13 protein-coding genes and 1 pseudogene are annotated in these 16,063 nt (G+C 61.8%); 2 read left to right on the top strand and 12 right to left on the bottom strand.

What is annotated here, in order from left to right; all coding sequences use genetic code 11:
• Positions 1-9: 9 nt before the first annotated feature.
• The 7 genes from IPI01_07320 to IPI01_07350 all read right to left on the bottom strand — a co-directional run bounded on the left by IPI01_07320 (position 10) and on the right by IPI01_07350 (position 7,515).
• The gene (locus tag IPI01_07320) at positions 10-2,595 is read right to left on the bottom strand and encodes a PAS domain S-box protein (GenBank protein ID MBK7257601.1); all 2,586 of its coding nucleotides are present in this window, start codon (positions 2,593-2,595) and stop codon (positions 10-12) included.
• Positions 2,596-2,657: 62 nt separating this feature from the next.
• Positions 2,658-3,308, bottom strand: coding sequence for a threonylcarbamoyl-AMP synthase (locus IPI01_07325; protein MBK7257602.1), 651 nt, complete (start codon positions 3,306-3,308; stop codon positions 2,658-2,660).
• Complete coding sequence (gene waaF, locus IPI01_07330; protein ID MBK7257603.1) at positions 3,309-4,367, bottom strand: lipopolysaccharide heptosyltransferase II; 1,059 nt, start codon at positions 4,365-4,367, stop codon at positions 3,309-3,311.
• Positions 4,364-5,287 carry a lysophospholipid acyltransferase family protein gene (locus IPI01_07335; protein MBK7257604.1) on the bottom strand — a complete coding sequence of 308 codons (924 nt, stop codon included), beginning with the start codon at positions 5,285-5,287 and terminating at the stop codon, positions 4,364-4,366. Before IPI01_07335 ends, waaF begins: the two co-directional genes overlap by 4 nt.
• A gap of 28 nt (positions 5,288-5,315) precedes the next feature.
• Complete coding sequence (locus tag IPI01_07340; protein MBK7257605.1) at positions 5,316-6,686, bottom strand: GWxTD domain-containing protein; 1,371 nt, start codon at positions 6,684-6,686, stop codon at positions 5,316-5,318.
• A 35-nt stretch (positions 6,687-6,721) separates the two neighbouring features.
• Positions 6,722-7,135, bottom strand: coding sequence for a YjbQ family protein (locus IPI01_07345; protein ID MBK7257606.1), 414 nt, complete (start codon positions 7,133-7,135; stop codon positions 6,722-6,724).
• Positions 7,132-7,515, bottom strand: coding sequence for a response regulator (locus IPI01_07350; protein MBK7257607.1), 384 nt, complete (start codon positions 7,513-7,515; stop codon positions 7,132-7,134). The genes IPI01_07345 and IPI01_07350 overlap by 4 nt, the downstream gene beginning before the upstream one ends.
• Positions 7,516-7,616: 101 nt before the next feature.
• On the opposite strand from IPI01_07350, the gene IPI01_07355 reads away from it, so the two are divergent.
• A complete protein-coding gene (locus IPI01_07355; protein MBK7257608.1) occupies positions 7,617-7,829 on the top strand; it encodes a hypothetical protein in 213 nt (70 codons plus the stop codon).
• Positions 7,830-7,888: 59 nt separating this feature from the next.
• Positions 7,889-8,431: a GNAT family N-acetyltransferase gene (locus tag IPI01_07360; GenBank protein ID MBK7257609.1), complete on the top strand. Its 543-nt coding sequence runs from the start codon at positions 7,889-7,891 to the stop codon at positions 8,429-8,431.
• An 8-nt stretch (positions 8,432-8,439) separates the two neighbouring features.
• On the opposite strand, the gene IPI01_07365 is transcribed toward IPI01_07360, so the two are convergent.
• The 5 genes and pseudogenes from IPI01_07365 to IPI01_07385 form a co-directional block, all read right to left on the bottom strand.
• Complete coding sequence (locus IPI01_07365) at positions 8,440-9,762, bottom strand: MFS transporter (protein ID MBK7257610.1); 1,323 nt, start codon at positions 9,760-9,762, stop codon at positions 8,440-8,442.
• 29 nt (positions 9,763-9,791) lie between these two features.
• Positions 9,792-10,610 (bottom strand): sugar ABC transporter permease, encoded by an 819-nt coding sequence (locus IPI01_07370; GenBank protein ID MBK7257611.1) that lies wholly within the window; start codon positions 10,608-10,610, stop codon positions 9,792-9,794.
• A 34-nt stretch (positions 10,611-10,644) separates the two neighbouring features.
• A pseudogene (locus tag IPI01_07375) lies at positions 10,645-12,763 on the bottom strand (extracellular solute-binding protein).
• Between the two features lie 59 nt (positions 12,764-12,822).
• Complete coding sequence (locus IPI01_07380) at positions 12,823-14,106, bottom strand: MFS transporter (protein ID MBK7257612.1); 1,284 nt, start codon at positions 14,104-14,106, stop codon at positions 12,823-12,825.
• A 13-nt stretch (positions 14,107-14,119) separates the two neighbouring features.
• Entirely contained in the window at positions 14,120-16,060 is a 1,941-nt protein-coding gene (locus IPI01_07385) for an alpha-glucosidase C-terminal domain-containing protein (protein MBK7257613.1), read from the bottom strand.
• Positions 16,061-16,063 lie beyond the last annotated feature (3 nt).

A 16,063-nucleotide genomic window follows, 5' to 3' on the forward strand; every position in this document is an offset into this window, starting at 1 on the left:
CTCACGGCCTCAGCCATTCTCTTCCGGCGCCGGGGTGACGCCGAGGACCGCGCTGACAAGGCCGACCATATCCGACTTGTCGTACGGTTTCGCAAGGAAATGGGCCATCCCTGCAGACTCAAAGCGGGAACGGTCCACGGAATTGGTATACCCCGTCACCGCTGCGATCGGTACATCCTCAAATCCTGGAAACTTCCTCAGTTCCTCCACGACTTCGACGCCGTCCATTCCTGCCCCCAGGTGGATATCCATGAGCACGAAGGAGAAATGCCGTTCGCGCGCGATGTTGAGGGCACGCGGCCCGTCGGGAGCATGCACCACGTCGCAGAGCCCTTCAAGGAACTGGCGCGCAACGATCGCGTTCAGAAAATTGTCTTCCACCAGCAACACCGTGGGGCGCAGAGCCACCGGCCGCGGCTGGCCGACCAGTGCGGAAGGGGTGCTGGACGCACGCATGCCGGCAACGGGTGTCGGAGCGCACGGGAACATCATTGTGAACGAAGACCCCTTCCCCTCGTCGCTCTCGACCGTCAGCACTCCCCCCAGCGCTTTCACGATCCGTCCAGCAAGCGTCAACCCGAGCCCGGCGCCCTCATAGTCCCGCGTCATCCCGGCGCTCGCCTGCCGGAACGCTTCGAAGATCACACCCTGGTGGTGATGCGCGATCCCGATCCCGGTATCGCTCACGCTGATGGCAACGGACTCGCTCCCCTCTGTCAGCGCACTCTTCACTTCTATCCGGATCGAGCCGGCAGGCGTGAACTTGATGCCGTTCTCGATGAGATATCCCAATGCCCGGCGGAACAGATCCGCATCGAGCGCGGCGTAGACCGTCCGCACCGAACAGACCACCGAGTATGACAGGCCCTTGGCTTCGGCATCGCCGGCGAACGAACGCGCGGTGCTTTCGACCAACTCATCCACGGGCTGCACGGGAAGGCGTGGGGCGAGCGTACCGGCTTCGAGTTCGGAGAGCAGGAGAATGGAATCCAATGTGGCCATGAGGCGTCTGCCCGATGCCAGGATGTTCCCCGCCATCTCCCGCTGCGCCGGCTCACGGCTCCCCGAGGCAAGGAGTCTTGCGAACCCGAGGATCCCCTGCATGGGGGTCCGCAATTCGTGGCTCATATTCTCGAGCAGCACACGCTGGAATACTCCGGCTTCTTCCGCCCGCTCTTTGGCAGCGATCAATGCCTGCTCCGTGCGTTTGCGTTCGCTGATGTCGCGTATGATCGCATGGATGAACCTTCCCCCTTCCACCGTCAGTCGACGGGCGCTTACCTCGGCGGGGAATGTCGACCCATCAGCCCGTCGGTGAACGGCCTCAAACAGCACACCGTGGTGTTCATCGGCGTCGGTGTCGAGTTCCTTGCGGATCCGGGCCGTCTCTTCCGGGTCCTCAGGCCAGAACCCGAGGGCACCGACATTCATGCCGGAGAGCTTTTCTCGTTCATAGCCGTATGCAGACTCACCCCGGTTGTTGACCTCGCGGACCTTGCCGTTGTCGTCGAACAGCAGGACGATATCGTTCGCATACCGTGTCAGAAGATCGTAGTGGCGGACCAGCGCCTGCCGTTCGATCTCCCGCTCGTATTCGTTCCGGTAGTGGTCTGCTTCCTTCTTGCGCAGGAACAGGGCGAGGGTGACCGCCCCGACAAGGACGAGGAGGGTGATCAGGGCGACAACGAATCTCGTATACTCATTAACCGGGGCAAAGACCTCATCGTCATCCACCTGCGCCTGGAGATACCAGGTGGTCTCGGGAACTGGCCGCAGCACCGCCAGAACGGACGCCCCGCCGAACGTGGTGCCATGCAACAGGCCATTCTGCCCGCGTAACCCTTGCGCTGCGGGAAGTGTGGACGATGCGAGAGGGACGCGCAATCCCAGCGGATGCACCGCCGTATCGCGCACTTCCGTGAGGAACACGATCTCCGCTCCTTCGGGGCGGATCAGGGCGAGCTGGCCGCTTGCGCTCGGGATGGGCCACGACCGCAGGATCGGGAACAGGACACGATGAGGATCGATGCTGAGGACCACGGACGCGACCAGAGGAGCGCCGGGCCGGGGTTCAGCGAAGATCGGGACGACCACATCGAGCACGGGTTCATGGCCGTCGTGTGCCACAAGATCGGAGAACAGGAGCGTCCGCTCCGCCGCCGCGCGCTTGATCAGTGACGAGGCAAAGGGAGCGGGCCCTGCGCTGGAATCCGGGACGGACATCAGGACACGCCCGTCCCGGTCGAAGGCGACGATGCGGCCATACTGCCCATTTCTGAACATCGAGGCCATCCAGCCGAACATCTCTTTACGCGCCAGCGGCGGGGCGTTCCCGGCGGCCAGCAGCAAGGCGTTCCGGTGGATCTGGGGATTGTTCGCAACGAAGCTTGCGTCCGAGATGCGTTCACGCCGCCAGGAACTCACTTGTTCAAGCTTGAGGTCGGCGATGGAGGCCAGTTCTGACGTGGTCTGGCGTTCCGCATCCGCGCGGTGGTCTATCACCGCCATCCCTCCCATCACAGCGAGCGCCGCGCTGGCAGCGACGAAGGCCGCAATGACCGGGAACGTCAGGAACTTCGGACGCTGGGAGACCATGAAACGTACTCCTCCGGAAACTCTGTGTGGGATGCGAACCGGGTTCCGGCCGCGGTATGGCTTTACGCCCCGATCACCAGGGTCGGCACGACCTCCCGGAGCCGCGCCTCACTGACCGCACCGGCCCGCAGAAGGCGCGGTTGAGCGGTTGTCACATCAAGCACCGTTGACGGTTCCGACGGCGGAAGAACGCCTGCATCCAGGACCAGATCGATGCCGAGCGGGATCACCTGCCTGATCTCACTGACCGTGTGCAACGTGGGCATTCCTGAAAGATTGGCGCTCGTCGAGGTCAGTGGGCAGCCCGCGAGTGCGAGAAGGCGGAGGCATACCGGGCTGGAGGGGATGCGGACGCCGATCGTCCCGGTGCCGCGCGAGAGGAGGTCGGGGACCCGTGTGGAAGCCTTGAAGACGAGCGTCAGAGGGCCAGGCCAGAACGCATCCATGCAGCGCTCTGCAAGCGGCGTGATGCCATCCACGACGGAGGCAAGCTGATCGCGCGATCCCACGATCACCAGGATGGGTTTCTGATCGGTCCGGCGCTTCAACGCACGCACCTTGGCGATCGCCGTCCCGTCCCAGGCATTCGCACCGATGCCATACACGGTCTCGGTCGGATACACGATCACCCCACCCGCCTGGATCACTTCTGCCGCGAGGACGAGCGGCCTATCGGCGGGATGTTCACGGTCGACTGCCAGCGTGAGTGCCATTCAGCGTTCCTCCCTATGGGCGTGAAGCAGATCGAGGGCGGCCCGGAGGATAGTGTCCGGATCCAGGCGTTCCATGCAATCAAAGGTCCCGATGGGACAGCGGTCGCCGCCATGGATCGCACAGGGGCGGCAGGACAATCCCTCTACACCGAACGTGCGGTCGATCGGGCCAAGCGGCCCGAATCCGAATGCGGGGACGGTCGCCCCGAAGATCGCGAATGTCGTCGTTCCCACAGCCCCCGCGATGTGCAGCGGGGAGCTGTCATTGGTGACGACGAGCCTGCATCTGCGCAGGAGTTCGGCCGACTGCCTGAGCGTGAGCTCGCCCGCCATGTTCTTTGCCGTCTCGCCCTCTGTGCACGCTGCCGCGATCTCGCCGCAGAGGGATCGATCTTCCTTCCCCCCGATCAGGACGACCTGGCAGCCTGCGCGGCTCAGCCCCATGGCGAGGGATGCGAAATGCCGTGCGGGCCAACGCTTGGTGAACCAGACCGACCCGGGAGCCAGCGCGACCAGCGGTGCAGCACCGGTGGCTCCACCGGTCCGCCCCAGCGCGCGATCCACGACAACCGCATCGTCGGACGAAAGCGGGAGTACCGGACGCCGCGCCCCGCGGGGGTCAACCCCCACCGGACCGAGGAGTGCGAGATTCCTGTCCACCTCATGGGCCGCAGGATCATATGGCACGCGGTCCGTGAAGAGCATGGCCGCCGCGCTTGTGGTGAATCCAACACGGCGGGGGATGCCTGCGAACCAGACCGCCAGTGCGCTGCGCAGCGAACGATGCGGCACGATGGCCGTCGCCGCATGCAAGGCCCTCATCCGCCGGACAAGGGTGAAGAACCCACCCACTCCGCGGTCCGTCCCCTTCTTGTCATACACGATCACTTCGTCGATGGACGGGTGACCATGCAGCAGGGACCCGGCGGCAGGGATGGCCACCACCCCGATCCATGCGTCGGGATATGCCGCGCGCAACGCTTGTGTGACCGGAAGCGTCAGCACAAGGTCCCCGATGAATGCCGTGTGAAAGACGAGGAATCGCCGGGCCCCGTTCATGGGAGCTCCGCATGCACCGCCGATGCAGTCATGCGCGCTTCATACTCAGGGGTATGTTTCCAACGCTTATGCATCCAGAGCCAGTGGTCCGGCCGTTCTCTGATGTGGCGTTCCAGCACCGCGGCATGCCGTGCGGTAAGCTCAACGATCTGCGCCTCGCGGTCACCCGTCAGCCCTGTGGTATCGATGCGTTCGAACACCGCATCGTACTCCCCGTCCTCACGTCGCATCAGCAGCACGAGGACGATCGGAGCGTGTGCGCGGAGCGCGAATGCTGCCGCACCCCGGTGGGTCGCAGAGGGTCGCCCGAAGAACGGGATGAAGACGGATTCGCGGGGGCCGCTCTGATCACCAAGGATGATGATCACCTTCCCTTCGCCGAGTGCCCGGAGTACCTCCCGCACGGATGGACCCATGGGCACGGTCATCACGCCGAAGCGGCGGCGGCGCTCGTCGATCATTGCATCGATGCGTTCATTCCGCTGACGTTGCGCGATCGCGACAAAAGGTTCGGGGATATGCAGTTTGAGCCCGGTGAGGAGGAACTCCCACGAACCGAAGTGGGCGGACATGAGGATGGTGCCATGCCCGCCTGCGAGAGCTTCCCTGAGCACCTCGATGTTGCGCGGATGGATCCGGGCCCGGAGAACATCGGCGGATTGCCCTCCCGCCCACAGCATTTCCAGTATCGCCCGACCGTAGTTGCGATAGGCGCCACGGGCTATGGCATCCAACTCCTCCTGGGGCTTCCCGGGAAAAGCGTGGCGCAGATTGTCCATCGTGACCGTCCGGCGGTATCCGGTCACGTACATCACCGCCAGGCCGAGGAGCGATCCCATGGCGCCAACCCACCGGTACGGCGCGTGGCTCACGAGCACTGCCAGCGCACGGAAGCCCAGATATTCAATGTAGGATGTCATTGGTGTCCGGGCCCCCGGGGACCGACCGTTAGCGGGACACTCCCACGCGGTCCCAGTTCTCGTCGTGCAATTCATCCCGGTGCGTGGAATGGACGAGTTCATAGTCGCCGGCGGCGTTCCGGAGCACGAACACAAAGATGACGCCGCCCTGGATGTTGTTGTACGACCAGACCTCATAGGGACGCATCTCGGTCTCATTGGGATGACGATCCACATCGTCCGGCTGTCCGTACAGGATCATCACCCGCCCGCGGTCGGTCTTGAATCCGTCGCGCCCCAGGACGCGGAAGTTCGTGTTCGTATACGCGACGCGCGACAGGTACTCTTCGCGGACGCCGGCGCCGCGCTGGCGCCAGAAATCGGACATGAACCTGCGTTTGGCATCGACGCCTTTCAGGTCGGCCCACTGCGATTTCTCATCATCCATCACCACGTACCTGCACCACTGGAATTCGCGATCGACCTCCGCTTCATCCATCGACATGTATTGGGGCATGGGCAGCGTGGACGCGGTGCGGAGGAGCGAGGAATCGATCCCGAGGGTCTCATTGTAGACATACAGCTTCCTGCTCGACGAACTCGAAGGCTTGCCGTCACGGTCGAGCAATGACACGATCATGGAATACGTTCCGGTGCGGAGATTCTTGACGGGGACATTGTCCACGATCACACTGGACTCCCCGGCACGGCGCCGCGGGCGGTCACGCGAGATGATCTCTTTCCCGACCGCATCCAGAACGCTCGTCCGGATCACGAACTGGCCCGTATCCTGCCCGGTGGTGAGGTTATAGGCTTCAAGATAGTAGTTGCAGCGTTGATCTTCGCTGAACATCCCTCCCACATTCGGCACCACGTCCAGGGTGTTCTTGTAAAAGACGCCACCCGGATTTCCCTGGCGTATGACGGATGCGAACTCCAGATCGCTCAGTGCGGGGGCGGCGGTCGTGAAGACCCGGATAGGCAGGCGGACCGTGATGCTATCGCGACGATCCGGAGCGAAGCGGTCGCGCACGAGGATACGGAGGATGTAGTCGCCCGCCGCGAGTTCCAACCGATGGAGCCCCACGAGGTTCATCCCGCGGGAGAATGACGATGTATCAGGCACGCGATGAGGAGTGATCCAACCGTCATTGGAAATGAGCGAGTCGCGCTGGTAGACCAGGATGTTCACTGCGCCGCCTGCTGCGAGGCCGGCGGAATCGGGCCGGTATGTAAGGGCGCGCTCGGGGAATGCATACGCGATCTCTACAAGGACGTGTTCATCATCGCCTCCACGGAAGCGGTAAATGTCGGCGCTGACGCTCACGGGGACGATAGGTTTCACCACCTGCGATGTGGCTGCAACTTGCAGCACGGCCAGAAGTGCGAGGACGGATCCGGCACGGACGATGGACTTCATGGGAGCTCCTGCTTCAGGGATGGTACGACAGAGTGTTATTCACCAAGTACTTTGACGACGAGCCGCTTGCGCCGCATGCCGTCAAATTCCGCATAATACACCTGCTGCCACGGACCGAGGTCCAGCGCCCCGTTCGTGACAGGGACAACAACCTCATGATGGACCAGCAGACTCTTCAGATGCGCATCACCATTCGTCTCCCCCGTCCGATGGTGCCGGTAGTCATCGCGATACGGCGCCAGATGCTCCAGCCATTCATCAATATCCTTGATCAGCCCGTCCTCCGCGTCATTGACATACACCCCCGCGGTGATGTGCATGGCCGAAACGAGCACCATACCTTCACGGATACCGCTGGCGGTGACGATCTCCTGGACCTTCAGGGTGATATTGATGTAGTCGCGTTTGGTGCGGGTAGTGAACCAGAGGTATTCGGTCGCTGCTTTCATGGCTGGTCCAGTATCGCCTTCAGCTTGCGTATGGCATCCTGGGCCTGGAACGGCTTCGGGATGAAATCATCAGCCCCTGCGCGCATCACCATCTCACGGACCTTATCGCCGGACATGCCGCTGGTGCCAACGATCTTGACTGCGGGGTTCAATTTGCGGGCCTGATTGATCAGGTCCATCCCACCCACTTTCGGGAGATTCAGGTCCGTGATCACCATCCGGATCGAACCGGCATGCGTGGACAGGATATCCAGCCCCTTCTGCCCGTCCGCGGCCTGCAACACGGTGAATCCTTCCATCTCCAGAATGAGCGCGAACAGATTCCGAAGTTCCGCCTCATCCTCCACGATCAGGATCGATGCGCCGGCTGACGATGCCATTCCCGCTCCTTCCGATGGTTCGACCTCTTTAATATAGCCACCCACTGGCTGAACTGCAACCCTCGGTTTGGAAGAGCAATCACCCTTTCGTATATTCTTCCATGGGACGCCTCGATCTGATCCTCCTTCTCGCCTTCGGAACCATTGCCACCCTGGCACTGGGATCGACGATCTGGTGCTGGCGCAATGCCCTCCGGCAGGCCCGGAGGACGGACGGCGAACTCCCCATGTTCTTCTGGGCGCTGGGCATGTTCGCATCGCTCATCATCTCCGGATTGAGCGTGGCGTACATTCTCATCCCCATCCTGTTCTGACGCGGATCTCAAGCGCGCGGATGCCGGCGCATCCGGTTCTGCGCGCGCACGAAGTACCTATGCCCACATACAATACCTATCTGCCCATCGGCGACTTCGCGGTCAGAAGTTTCGTCCTTGACGATGCCGCTGCCATCGCCCGCCATGCCAACAACCGGAACGTGTGGGTGAACCTGCGCGACCTCTTTCCCTTCCCCTACAACACCGCCCATGCACAGGCCTGGATCCGCGAGGTGATGCTCGACCGCCCCGAGACCGCGTTCGCCATCGCTTCGGCGGAGGAAGCCATTGGCGGGATCGGACTTCACCGACAGGGGGATTTCATGCGGCGCAGCGCAGAGCTCGGCTATTGGCTCGGCGAGGAGTACTGGGGACGGGGCATCACGAGTGACGCCGTGCGGGTCGTGACCGCGTGGGGATTCACACACCTCGATATCGACCGCATCTTCGCCCAGGTGTTCGCATGGAACCCGGCGTCAGCCCGCGTTCTCGAAAAAGCCGGCTTCACATTCGAGGGCAGGCTGCGCGGCGCGGTGTACAAGGACGGCAGAACGACCGACCTCCTCAGCTACAGCCTGCTCCGGTCCGATCCACAGGCCTGAGCGCACCCTCAACGGGCTGTCTGCGTCCCGAAATCATCGACGTTCTTCGACACCAATCCCACGCTCAGTCCGGCAACGATCATCGAACCCCCTCCCAGGACCACTGCATGCATCGGATCGTCGCCCAACAAGCCTGTCATCAGCACGCCGAGCCCGGCGGATGCAAGGATCTGGGGAAGGACGATGAAGAAGTTGAAGACCCCCATGTAGAAGCCCATCTTTTCCGGAGGGATCGCATTCGACAGCATGGCATAGGGCATCGACAGGATGCTCGCCCATGCAACGCCGACCAGCACCATCGAACCGAGCAGCAGATACTGATCCTGGAAGACGGCGGCGGAGATCAAGCCCAGCCCTCCGGCGAGGAGGCAGATCCGGTGGATCGAGCGCGGGGAGAACCGGCGGACCAATGCCAGCAACACGAAGGCGAACACGAACGCCGTGCCGTTGTACACCGAGAAGCAGACACCTCCCCACTCGTTGCCGGCCTGATATGCCGGGGATCCCGGAGTTCCACCGAAGACCACCGTTGCAACCGCGGGTACAAAGTAGATCCACATGCAGAACATCGCGAACCAGGTGAAGAACTGCACCACGGCAAGTTGCTTCATGGCGGTCGGCATGGAAGTGATGCCGCGGAAGATCTCGATGAAGGCCCTTCCCGCACCGGAGGAGGCCGCATTCTGTCTTCTGAACTCCCCGATATCCTCGGGCGGGTATTCCTTCGTACGGACGACCGTGAAGAGGACAGCCGCGATGAAGACCGCCGACCCGCAATAGAACGCCAGCTGGACCGTTCGGGGGATCGCATTCCCCGTAACGGTATCGGCGACACCGAACCAGTTCGTCAGCATGTAGGGCAATGCCGACGAGAGGACAGCACCCAGCCCGATCAGCAGGCTCTGCATGGCGAAACCGGTCTTCCGCTGATCCTGCGGGAGCATGTCCCCGACAAATGCGCGGAACGGTTCCATGGTGATATTGATGCTGGCATCCAGGATCCAGAGGAGTCCCGCTGCCATCCACACGGCAGAGGCATTCGGCATAGCGATGAGTGCAAGCGTCGAGAGGACTGCGCCCACAAGGAAGTACGGACGGCGCCGCCCCAATCTCCCCCACGTCCTGTCGCTGGCGTAGCCGACGATCGGCTGCACGATCAATCCCGTGAGTGGAGCGGCGATCCACAGCCAGGCGATCTCCTTCTGTGACGCGCCGAGGTACTCGTAGATGGCGCTCATGTTCGCCATCTGCAGCCCCCACCCGAATTGGATGCCGAAGAATCCAACACTCATATTCCAGATCTGCCAGAACGATAACCGCGGCTTGTCCATGACGTGTGCCCTGATGGTGGTGGGAGGCGTCACCCTTTCACGCTGCCGAGCGTCAGGCCGGAAACAAGCCAACGGCTGAGCGACAGGAAAAGGACGACGACCGGGATGGTCACAATGACCGAAGCGGCGCCATAGAGCCCCCACTCCGATCCCATATTCGATTCAAAGGATTTGAGGCCCAGCGGCAGCGTCCACAGCTCGGTATCCTGCAGGATCTGCGCGGCAACCACGTACTCCGTCCATGATGCCATGAACGAGAACAGCGCGGTGATCACCAGCGCCGGTGCCGCCAGCGGCAGGATGATGCGGAAAAAGATCTGGCTCTGCGAGGCCCCGTCGATGCGTCCGGCCTCCTCGAGGCTCGGCGGGATCGTATCATAATACCCCTTCATCTGCCAGATACAGAAGGGCAGGGCCGTCGCGGAGTACATCACCACGATGCCGATATAGGTGTTGATCAGCTGCAACTGCACAAGCATGATGTACATCGGCAACAACAGCATCGTTGCGGGGAACATCTGCGTCACGAGAAGGCTGAGCAGGTCGGACTTCTTCCCGATGAACGAATACCGGGAGAAGGCATACCCGGCCATCGACGCCAAGGCAACGCCGGTGGCGGTGACCACGACCGCGACCAGCGTACTATTGAGGAGCCACGTGAAGAAGGGTCGCTCGGTGAAGAGGTCGACGTAGTTCTTGAAGGACGCCTGATCGGGGATCAGTTCCAGCGACGTCGACAGCAGACGATCGGCCGGCCGGAGCGAGATATTCACGATCTGCCAGACGGGATACAGCGCGATGATCGAGAAGACGATCAGGACCGCATAGCTGGCGGCGACACGGACCATGGTGGTGGATCTGCTGCGTACCATGCAGTACTCCTCAGGAATACACGTTGTCGGTTGCTTTGGATCGGCGCATGAAGGTCAGACTGAACACCAGGAGGATGACAAAGATCACCATCGACACGGCAGCGCCGTAGCCATACCGGTAGAAATTGAATGCCGCCTTGTACACGAAGGACACGAGCAGGTGTGTCTGGTCCGACGGCTCACCGGCGTTGCTCACCAGCCACACGATGTTCAGGTTGTTGAACGTCCAGATGGTACCGAGGGTGATGGCCGGCACCATGACCGGACGGATGAGCGGCACGGTGATGTGCCAGAGTTTGTGATACCACCGCGCCCCGTCGATGTCCGCCGCTTCGTACAGATCATGGGGAATGCTCTGCAGCGCCCCCAGGGCGATCACCATCATGAACGGGAACCCGAGCCAGACGTTCGTCACGATCACCGCAATGAATGCCTCCAGCGGCTGCCGGAGCCACTGCACACCTTCGATGCCGAGCCATTGCGTGAGCATCAGATTGATGGAACCGTACTCGTAGTTGAACATCCCCCGCCAGGTGAGCGCAACGATCAATTGTGGCACCGCCCAGGGGAGCACCAGGATCGCCCGGAACAACCACTTCCCTTTGATCTCCTTCTGGTTGAGCACGAGGGCAAGGAAGACGCCGATCACCACGTGACAGACGACGTTCACCACGGTCCAGATGATCGTCTTGCCGAAGACCATATAGAAGTCGGGTTGCGACGGTTCGGTGAACACCTTCACGTACTGTCCGAACCCGATGATCTGCCAGTCGCGGATGTGGCGCAGGCTCATGTTCGACAGCGACAGGATGACATTATAGAAGAAGGGATAGATGACGACGCCGAAGAGGATCAGGAACGTCGGCGCGACGAGGAAGAACAGGTACACCCGGTGTCGTGTGCGAGGGGAGAGGTTCATGATGTGCCTATTCGTTCATTTCTTTGATCCGCCGGAGCGCCATCGCCTGCATCTCGGCCGCTGCCTGTTCCGCACTCACCCTGCCGGCCAGCACGGCCTGATACCCGGGACGCATGGCATCCCAGATCGCCCGCACCTCGGGCACCACTGGCATCGTCCGGCCGTGAGCGATCTGGAGGGCCGAGTTGCGAAGGATCTCATTTCCCTGCACGAACTCTCCCTGCTGCACCGCCATGTGCGTGGGCATAGTGAAGAGCTCCTTGGTGGATTCGAGCTGGTTCTCCGGATTCATCAGGTACCGGATCAACTCGATCACCCAGCGCCGTTTCTCCGCGGAGATGTTGCCATTGATCGAGAAGCCTTTCGGCGAGACCATCGGCTCGCACCAGAGCCCGGTCGATGTTATCCGGGGCAGCGGCGCCACGCCGATATCGAGGCCGGCATTCCGGTATCCTGCCCATGACCAGTCACCGTTGATGATCATCCCGGCGTTCCCATCCTTGAAGAGGATGTCCGCCACATTGTAATCGGCTTCATTCGGAATGATGTGATATTCGTCGCGGAGCCGTTTCACGAACCCCAACCCGTCGATCGTCCCGCGGCTGTTGAGCGTGGGATTCCCGGCGTCATCCATGATCCAACCGCCATGACCGGTCATGAACGGGATGAAGAAGAATGGCTCGGTGTAATTCCACGTGAGCCCGTACCGGTCCGTCTTGCCATCCCCATTGAGATCCGCGGTGATCCGCTTGCCGATCTCCACGAGTTCCACATCGGTGGTTGGCGGAACGGGAACGAGCTTCTTGTTGTACACGAGGGTAAGGTGATTCCCGAGTTTGTCTGCGACCTGGTAGAGGTGGCCCCTGTACCAGGTCAGCCCGCGGGAGTCATACTGCGCGAGCCACTCCTTCTCAAAGATGTCTTCCAGCGGCAGAATGATCTTCATGATCTCAAACGGCCCGACCTGGTCGGATGGACCGTAGACGATCTCGGGACCCTGCCCGGCCAGAGCGGCGATGATGAATCCGGACCGCAGCTCTTCGGTCTCTTTGAACAGCTGCTCCACGCGCACCTCCGGATGCAACTGCATGAACCGGTCGAGTTGCCGTTGCAGGATCAGCCGCACATCGATGCGGTCCTGATGCCACATCGTGATCCGGATCTTCCCATCATCGCGGCGGTGGCATCCCGTCCACGGGGTGGCCACCATGGCAGCAAGGAGAGCCACGACGGCGAACACCAGGGTCTGGCGAACATGGTTCATGGCGGTCAATGCCCTCCCGGAGGAACGGCGGGCCGCTCTCCGCGTTCATCGCGCACAAAGGTCCAGAGGAAGGTGGAAGCCGCAAGGGCTGTTCCGCTGATCACGAAGATTATCGTCTTGTCGCCCGCGGCCTGGATCACGGAACCCAGCACCAGGCTGACGAGCAGCTGGGGGATCACCACGGATAGATTGAACAGCCCCATAAAGAACCCCATGCGGCCGGTCTCCACTTTCTCTGACATGATCGCGAACGGCAGCGAGACCACCGAACCCCAGCCGATCCCGACGACCGCCATGAGGAGATAGAGCATCAGCGGGGTGTCTCCGACAGCGACGATCCCGAAGTAGCCGGCCGCCATGATGGCCATGGCGATGGTATGGACGCGCACGCGGCCGATCCTGCGCGCGAGCGGTTCGAGCACAGGCGCCGGGAGAAGGAACCCGATCGTATTGAGCACGGCAAAGGCGATAGGAATGATCCGCCCCGTTTCCTCCGCCGCCAGTGCGGCATCGAGAGGCAGCGGCATCTTCTGTTGAATGAACGCGATGATGTACACGAACATCGTCTGCACGCCGATCCACGCGAAGGCATGCGCGAAGAAGAGCTCAAAGAGCTGCCCCCACTGCGTGCGGCGGACGGCCACCGTGCCCTCGCCTGCCGACGCGACACCTGCCAGCGCACGGGGCTCTTCGATGAAGAACACGGGGATCAGGGAGAACGCGAGCACCAGACCCACACCGGCATAGATGAGCATGAAGTTGCCCGCCGCGGCTCCGATCACATACGCAAGGACGCCAAAGAACCCGCTGATCGTCTGCATCCACGTGTAGCCACGCGTCCGCGCGGCGCCTTCAGGCGTCACGTCGGCGATGATCGAGCGCGTCGGGTTGAAGCTGATATTGATCGCGAGGTCAAGCGTGAGCGCCACGGCAGTCGCCACCACAAGCAGATTCCCGATGCCGAGGGCCCCGTCGATCTCGCCGATATTCGGCAATGCCAGCAGCATCAGTGCTGCCAGGGTACCGCCGATGACGATGAACGGCCTCCGCCGCCCTCCCCAGAACCAGACCCGGTCACTGATCAGGCCGATCACCACCTGTCCGACGATCCCCGCGAGCGGACCCGCCGCCCACACGATCCCCACCTGGTGGATGTCCAGATGATACCGCGTGGTGAGCAGCCAGCTGAGCGCCGAGATCTGCACGGAGAGGGCGAAGCCCATGGCCGTGGATGGAAGACTGACGAGTGCGTAGAAGCTCCGTGCAAGCCGGCGCTGGATATCGTTCATGGTCGTACTGCTCCTAGAATTCGAAGATGAGGCATTCGCCCGGATCGAGTTGCACTTTGAGCCACCCTTCCTGCAACTTCATTTTTTTCCCGGTCAGGAGATCCGTGAGCGTCTTCCGCGTCGTGTCCGGCCGCGTGGACGTCATCTGCGGATGGCCGTAGTCCATATTGCCCACGACGGCGATGCGCGTGCGGCCCTTCTCCGCCGACCGGGCGAACGCCAGGATCTGGCTATTGTGCTCTTCCACCATCCGGAACGATGCCGGCCTGGGATCAGCGATGAGAGCGGCATACTTCTTCCTGATGGACAGGACCTTCGCGATCAGATGGGTGAACTCGTCCTTGCTCTGCCAGTCGTAGCCGTACTCACTGAACAGCGGGAGTGTTTCCGAAGGGAGATGCTTGAGATCTTCCGATGTGAAATCCAGCCCCGTGTTGATCGGGAATTTCTCCGCCAGTTCAAACCCCGAGTGAATGAACGGGATCGCGGGCAGGAACGCGTTCACACAGATGGTCCACCGGGCATACGGCAGGCCGCCGGGGCGGGCAGCAGCGCGCGGTGTGTTGTGGTTCTCGGGTGTCGCAAAGAACGGGATGGGAAAACCTTCATGCGCCAGCCTCTCCACCAATCGCCGGATGCGGTCCTGATGGGCCTGATCCACCCAGAGGAATCCGAACACCGCATTGTACCCTTCCTCCCGGCTCCGCTGGGTGATCGAGAAGTTCTCGTCCCAGAAAGCGAAATCGGGGTTCATGGAGCGGGCCTTGGCGACCAGTTCCTCTTTGAGCGCCATCGGCAAGGCATGCCCCATGTCGATCATGACGCCATCGATGCCGAACTCACGCTGGTAGTACGGGATGATCCCGACGATGCGGTCCCACAGCGGACGGTTCACGAATTCCGGCTGAGTAAGACGCGTGTCATACATGCGGATCGTATTGTAGCCGATATAATTGAACTCCGGATGCGTGTACATCCGCAGGTAGGTGACGTCGCCCCATGGAGGCTGGTTATCATCCGGCGGCCAGTCGGCAAATGCACCCGGGATACGCACCCGTGTGCCGTCCTCGAGCGTGCCGATGTATCGCCCATCTTCCTTGTTCACATTCTCCGGCTTCGGCGGCGCCGTGAAGAAGTCGCGGTAGACCTGATGCGGCGGAAGGAGATCGCCCAGATGTCCGCTGTTCACATCGTGATGGATCCTGTGAAGCTCATCGCGGGAGAACAACGGACTGCCGTACGTATGCTCATCCGTCTCACCCGGGGCCCTCGGGGGGACGGCATCCTTGATCCAGTACATCCACTCCGGATGCTCCTTCACCCAATCCCCATCCTTCGCCGAAGTGCGGAACACGAATTCCACCACCACGCGCAGCCCGAGGCGATGGGCGGCTTCCACGAACGCACGGAACTCCACCTTCACGTCCAGTCCGAGCGACGGTTCACTGAGCGTCTCGTCCAGCTCATACGGGTTCCTGATCGCGTACGGTGAACCCAGCGTCCCTTTGTTGCCATCATGGCCGATGGACGTGATGGGCAGGACATGCACCGTCGTGGCGCCGAGGCGCTTCATGTACGGCAGCATCGCCATCGCCTTGAGGAACGTGCCTGTTTCACGCAATCCTTCCGGACTGACGGGGAGATCCAGCGTGCCATTCCCGTTGTGGTCATAGGCCGTGGCCGTGCGTATGAACAGATTATAGATCACCGCATCTCTGGACCATTCGCCACCGCTCGCCGGGCCCGGCTTCGGCGCGCGGGCGGCCTTGAGCTTTTTCACGACGCCCAGATAGTAGGCATAGGGTTGCACACGGACGGCCTTCGGTTTGCCACGGCCGGAGCTCCAGATGGACGGCACGCTGTAGTTGTATTTGCGCAGCCGTGTCTCCTTCATCTTTCGCTTCAGGGCATCGGCGACAAGATCCAGGGCTTTCGGAGGTGTGTAGGTCTTCATGGT

The organism is Ignavibacteriota bacterium (genome assembly GCA_016707525.1).
GTDB lineage: Bacteria > Bacteroidota > Ignavibacteria > UBA10030 > UBA6906 > JAGDMK01.

What these genes read in the sequence shown, in the direction of transcription:
- IPI01_07320 (MBK7257601.1), bottom strand. Translation starts at nt 2,595, where the DNA reads ATGGTCTCCCAGCGTCCGAAGTTCCTGACGTTCCCGGTCATTGCGGCC.
- IPI01_07325 (MBK7257602.1), bottom strand. Translation starts at nt 3,308, where the DNA reads ATGGCACTCACGCTGGCAGTCGACCGTGAACATCCCGCCGATAGGCCG.
- waaF (MBK7257603.1), bottom strand. Translation starts at nt 4,367, where the DNA reads ATGAACGGGGCCCGGCGATTCCTCGTCTTTCACACGGCATTCATCGGG.
- IPI01_07335 (MBK7257604.1), bottom strand. Translation starts at nt 5,287, where the DNA reads ATGACATCCTACATTGAATATCTGGGCTTCCGTGCGCTGGCAGTGCTC.
- IPI01_07340 (MBK7257605.1), bottom strand. Translation starts at nt 6,686, where the DNA reads ATGAAGTCCATCGTCCGTGCCGGATCCGTCCTCGCACTTCTGGCCGTG.
- IPI01_07345 (MBK7257606.1), bottom strand. Translation starts at nt 7,135, where the DNA reads ATGAAAGCAGCGACCGAATACCTCTGGTTCACTACCCGCACCAAACGC.
- IPI01_07350 (MBK7257607.1), bottom strand. Translation starts at nt 7,515, where the DNA reads ATGGCATCGTCAGCCGGCGCATCGATCCTGATCGTGGAGGATGAGGCG.
- IPI01_07355 (MBK7257608.1), top strand. Translation starts at nt 7,617, where the DNA reads ATGGGACGCCTCGATCTGATCCTCCTTCTCGCCTTCGGAACCATTGCC.
- IPI01_07360 (MBK7257609.1), top strand. Translation starts at nt 7,889, where the DNA reads ATGCCCACATACAATACCTATCTGCCCATCGGCGACTTCGCGGTCAGA.
- IPI01_07365 (MBK7257610.1), bottom strand. Translation starts at nt 9,762, where the DNA reads ATGGACAAGCCGCGGTTATCGTTCTGGCAGATCTGGAATATGAGTGTT.
- IPI01_07370 (MBK7257611.1), bottom strand. Translation starts at nt 10,610, where the DNA reads ATGGTCCGTGTCGCCGCCAGCTATGCGGTCCTGATCGTCTTCTCGATC.
- IPI01_07380 (MBK7257612.1), bottom strand. Translation starts at nt 14,106, where the DNA reads ATGAACGATATCCAGCGCCGGCTTGCACGGAGCTTCTACGCACTCGTC.
- IPI01_07385 (MBK7257613.1), bottom strand. Translation starts at nt 16,060, where the DNA reads ATGAAGACCTACACACCTCCGAAAGCCCTGGATCTTGTCGCCGATGCC.